Raw genomic sequence first — 3,365 nt, 5'->3', positions numbered from 1 at the left:
ACTCCAACATCTTTGGCTCATTTTTAGGCAAATTGGCCTTCATGGGAAATTTTGTTTTAGGCAAATTTAGAGTATCTTTGTAATCTTTCATGTTTTATCTCCCCTCGACAATTATTTTTATTTATATTCTCTTCACAATCTCAATCAAAAGTTTAATCAATCTTCTTGATGTCTTATTAGCCTGCTCTACAATATACTCAAAAGAAGTCTCTTTCATACAATCAGGCAGATTCTTATTGGTCAAACAGGAGCGTCCTAACACCTTTAGTCCCATATGTCTAGCAGCTATGGCCTCCATTACAGTGGACATGCCTACTGCATCTCCACCTAATCTCTTAAATGCCCTTGTTTCAGCAGGGGTCTCTAAGCTTGGGCCTAAGACCGCCACATATACACCTTTCTCCAATCTAAATCCTAAGTCAATGCCCGCTTCCAAGGACAGTTCAATCAAATCTTTATCATATACACAAGACATGTCTGGAAATCTTTCTCCAAGCTCATCTATATTGGGACCAACTAAGGGATTTTTCCCCTGAAAATTTATATGGTCTGATATCACCATTATATTGCCTTCTTTAAATTGAGGATTAATGGCACCAGCTGCATTGGTCAAAATAATGGTCTTAATTCCTAGGAGTCCAGCTAACCTTATTCCAAAGCAAACATCCTGGGGCGAATATCCTTCATAAAGATGCACCCTACCCTGCATGATAACTACACTTTTCCCTGAGATATTTCCAAAAATCATTTTTCCCTTATGGGTATCAACAGTAGACACAGGAAAATTTGGAATATCCTTGTAAAATATTTCAACTTCTTTATCTATTTTATCCCCAATCTCACTGAGTCCAGTACCCAATACAATTCCAATCTCAGGCCTTTTAATATTTTTGAGTTGATTTTCAATATATTCTTTAGCTAAAATTATTTCTTTAAAAATTTCCTTTGACATTTATCTTTCTCCTTTTTTAGAATAAAAAACAGTGGATCTTCATATAACTGTAAACATATGGATATTGCAACCCTTTTTGGACTCATAATTGGCTTTTCTCTTTTAATTGGCGCCATAATTTTAGGTGGCCAATATAATGTATTTCTAAATATCCCGGGTCTTATGATAGTCATAGGAGGAACATTTGCATCTACATGTATAACCTTTCCCGTCCCAGATATTTACAATTCTATAAAAGCAGCTTTTAAAATTTTTGTAACCAAAAAGCGAAGTGCAAATGATGTGGTAAATTTAATGGTAAAAATAGCTGATATATCTAGAAGGGAAGGGTTATTGGCTCTTGAAAATATAGAAACAGATAACAACATTTTAAAAAAGACCTGCCAATTAATTGCAGATAATGCAGATAATGAGTTAATCGAAGAGACCCTTCACATTGAAATTGCCTCTTTAAAACAAAGGCATTTTTTAATACAGGATATATTTAGGACCATGGCCAATTATGCCCCTGCATTTGGTATGGTGGGGACTTTAATTGGCCTTGTGCAAATGCTGGCTTCATTAAAAGATCCTGAAGCAATTGGACCTGCTATGGCAGTGGCCATCTTAACCACCTTTTATGGTTCGGTATTATCCAACTTAATCTTTTTGCCAATAGCAGGAAAACTAAAAAGCAGAACCAGGGCAGAAGTTTTGCACCTTCAAATAATATTTGAAGGGGCCAAGTGTATTTTGCAAAATAATAACCCAAGATTTGTTTACGAAAAATTATCTTCTTTTGTACCTCCAAAGGAAAGAAAATATGAAAGATAAATTGGACTTTGATGACACATATGAAGAAGAATGTGAAGGCACATGGCTGCAGACCTTTGCAGACATGTCCATGTTGTTACTTACATTTTTTATTCTCATGTATTCTTTTTCCTCAATTAATAAAAAGATATTTAACTCTTACATGCTTTCTGTAAAAAAGGCCTTGGTGGGAGGCGGCGCATCCAAGATACAAGGGATTAAGGCAAATACTAAGAATGAAGAAGGTATACTTTTAGAAGAGGTTCGTCTTGCCCACCAGATAATAAAACAACAAAGGAAGGTCTTTGCAGATTTCAATTTCTATTTTTCACAGCACGGTATCGAAGGAATACTTGGAGCAAAATTTCACAAAGGCAAAATCATAATTGACATAGCTGGAGATGTACTTTTTGCCCCAGGCCAGGTAAAACTCTCGTCAAAGGGCAAGGAAGTTCTAAGAAAACTACGAAATTTTTTACTCAAATACCCTTATGAACGTATAAACATTGTGGGACATACAGATGATATCCCCCCATCACCTAATAGTCGTTTTAAGGATAACTGGGAAATTTCCACTATGCGGGCAGTAAATGTCCTCAGGTTTTTAAGCTCCTTGGGTATAAGTCCAGACAGGATGACTGCAACTGGACTGGCAGATACAAGGCCTCTTGTGCCAAATATCTCTCCAGAAAATAGACAAAAAAATAGACGTGTAAGCATCATTTTAGAAAGAGAAATTAAATGATAGACTTAGAAGATCTAATCTTTGTATACAAAGGCAGGATAGGGAAAAGACGCTGCTATAGAGTTTATCACAAAGATTTGCTTGTAATTGTTTTCTTAAGCCAAAAAGAAAAAAAATTATTTAGTGTTAAAGATTTAAACACATACGGTGTTGCTTTTATAGCTGAAAAAGATAAGGATAAAGATAAATTCTATAAAGATCAAGTTTTGTATCTATCTATAATCTTTAAAAGAAAAATTATATTACGCAATCTCAAGGCCAGGGTTATAAGGGTACACCATGATAAAAATGTTGTAGCATGTGAATTTTTAGAACTTACGAGAAAACAAGAATACACTTTAGATGAGCTTTGTCTATTAATTCAAAAAGAGCTTTTAACATACAAAAAAAAAGGAGAAAAATTAAATGGCTGGAAGTTATAATAAGGTTATCCTAATTGGAAGACTGGGAAGGGATCCTGAACTTAGATACACACCATCTGGTACCCCCGTGGTAAACTTTCCTCTGGCCACCAGTGAGACATATACTGACAAAGATGGTAACAGACAGGAAAAAACAGAGTGGCACAGAATTGTAGTGTGGGCAAAACAAGCAGAAAGTGTGGCCAATTATTTGAGTAAAGGGCGGCTTGTACTTGTAGAAGGTTCCTTGCAGACGAGAAAATGGACAGACAACCAGGGGCAGGATAGATATACAACAGAAATTAGGGCACAAAGGGTGATTTTTTTAGAATCACAGGCAGCAGCACAGGAAGCAGCACAGGCCAAGACAAAAACACCTAGTGATCCATTTTCAGAAGAAGACCTTGGACCTGCCTTTCCATCTGAAGCAAGTGGTATTGACGAAGCTCCATTTTAATCTAAGACTTCTGATAAA

At 36.0% G+C, this 3,365-nt stretch carries 5 protein-coding genes; 4 read left to right on the top strand and 1 reads right to left on the bottom strand.

Annotation, left to right across the window (positions count from 1 at the left end; all coding sequences use genetic code 11):
* Nucleotides 1-121 precede the first annotated feature (121 nt).
* Nucleotides 122-952, bottom strand: a complete 831-nt coding sequence (locus ACY2V1_RS00145) for a purine-nucleoside phosphorylase (protein WP_461832764.1) — start codon at nt 950-952, stop codon at nt 122-124.
* 57 nt (nt 953-1,009) lie between these two features.
* On the opposite strand from ACY2V1_RS00145, the gene ACY2V1_RS00140 reads away from it, so the two are divergent.
* Genes ACY2V1_RS00140 through ACY2V1_RS00125 form a run of 4 tightly spaced genes read left to right on the top strand, consistent with a single transcriptional unit; the run spans nt 1,010 to nt 3,347 of the window.
* Nucleotides 1,010-1,765, top strand: coding sequence for a motility protein A (locus ACY2V1_RS00140; protein WP_461832763.1), 756 nt, complete (start codon nt 1,010-1,012; stop codon nt 1,763-1,765).
* Nucleotides 1,755-2,489: an OmpA/MotB family protein gene (locus ACY2V1_RS00135; protein ID WP_461832762.1), complete on the top strand. Its 735-nt coding sequence runs from the start codon at nt 1,755-1,757 to the stop codon at nt 2,487-2,489. Before ACY2V1_RS00140 ends, ACY2V1_RS00135 begins: the two co-directional genes overlap by 11 nt.
* Nucleotides 2,486-2,911, top strand: coding sequence for a PilZ domain-containing protein (locus tag ACY2V1_RS00130; RefSeq protein ID WP_461832761.1), 426 nt, complete (start codon nt 2,486-2,488; stop codon nt 2,909-2,911). The genes ACY2V1_RS00135 and ACY2V1_RS00130 overlap by 4 nt, the downstream gene beginning before the upstream one ends.
* On the top strand, nt 2,895-3,347 hold the full coding sequence (locus ACY2V1_RS00125) for a single-stranded DNA-binding protein (protein ID WP_461832760.1): 453 nt from the start codon (nt 2,895-2,897) through the stop codon (nt 3,345-3,347). The genes ACY2V1_RS00130 and ACY2V1_RS00125 overlap by 17 nt, the downstream gene beginning before the upstream one ends.
* The last annotated feature ends 18 nt before the right edge of the window (nt 3,348-3,365 follow it).

It is taken from the genome of Desulfothermus sp., assembly GCF_053993635.1.
The sequence above is the reverse complement of the archived record's forward strand: the minus strand, read 5'-3'. Positions and strand labels throughout refer to the sequence as shown.

What these genes read in the sequence shown, in the direction of transcription:
- ACY2V1_RS00130 (WP_461832761.1), top strand. Translation starts at nt 2,486, where the DNA reads ATGATAGACTTAGAAGATCTAATCTTTGTATACAAAGGCAGGATAGGG.
- ACY2V1_RS00125 (WP_461832760.1), top strand. Translation starts at nt 2,895, where the DNA reads ATGGCTGGAAGTTATAATAAGGTTATCCTAATTGGAAGACTGGGAAGG.
- ACY2V1_RS00135 (WP_461832762.1), top strand. Translation starts at nt 1,755, where the DNA reads ATGAAAGATAAATTGGACTTTGATGACACATATGAAGAAGAATGTGAA.
- ACY2V1_RS00145 (WP_461832764.1), bottom strand. Translation starts at nt 952, where the DNA reads ATGTCAAAGGAAATTTTTAAAGAAATAATTTTAGCTAAAGAATATATT.
- ACY2V1_RS00140 (WP_461832763.1), top strand. Translation starts at nt 1,010, where the DNA reads ATGGATATTGCAACCCTTTTTGGACTCATAATTGGCTTTTCTCTTTTA.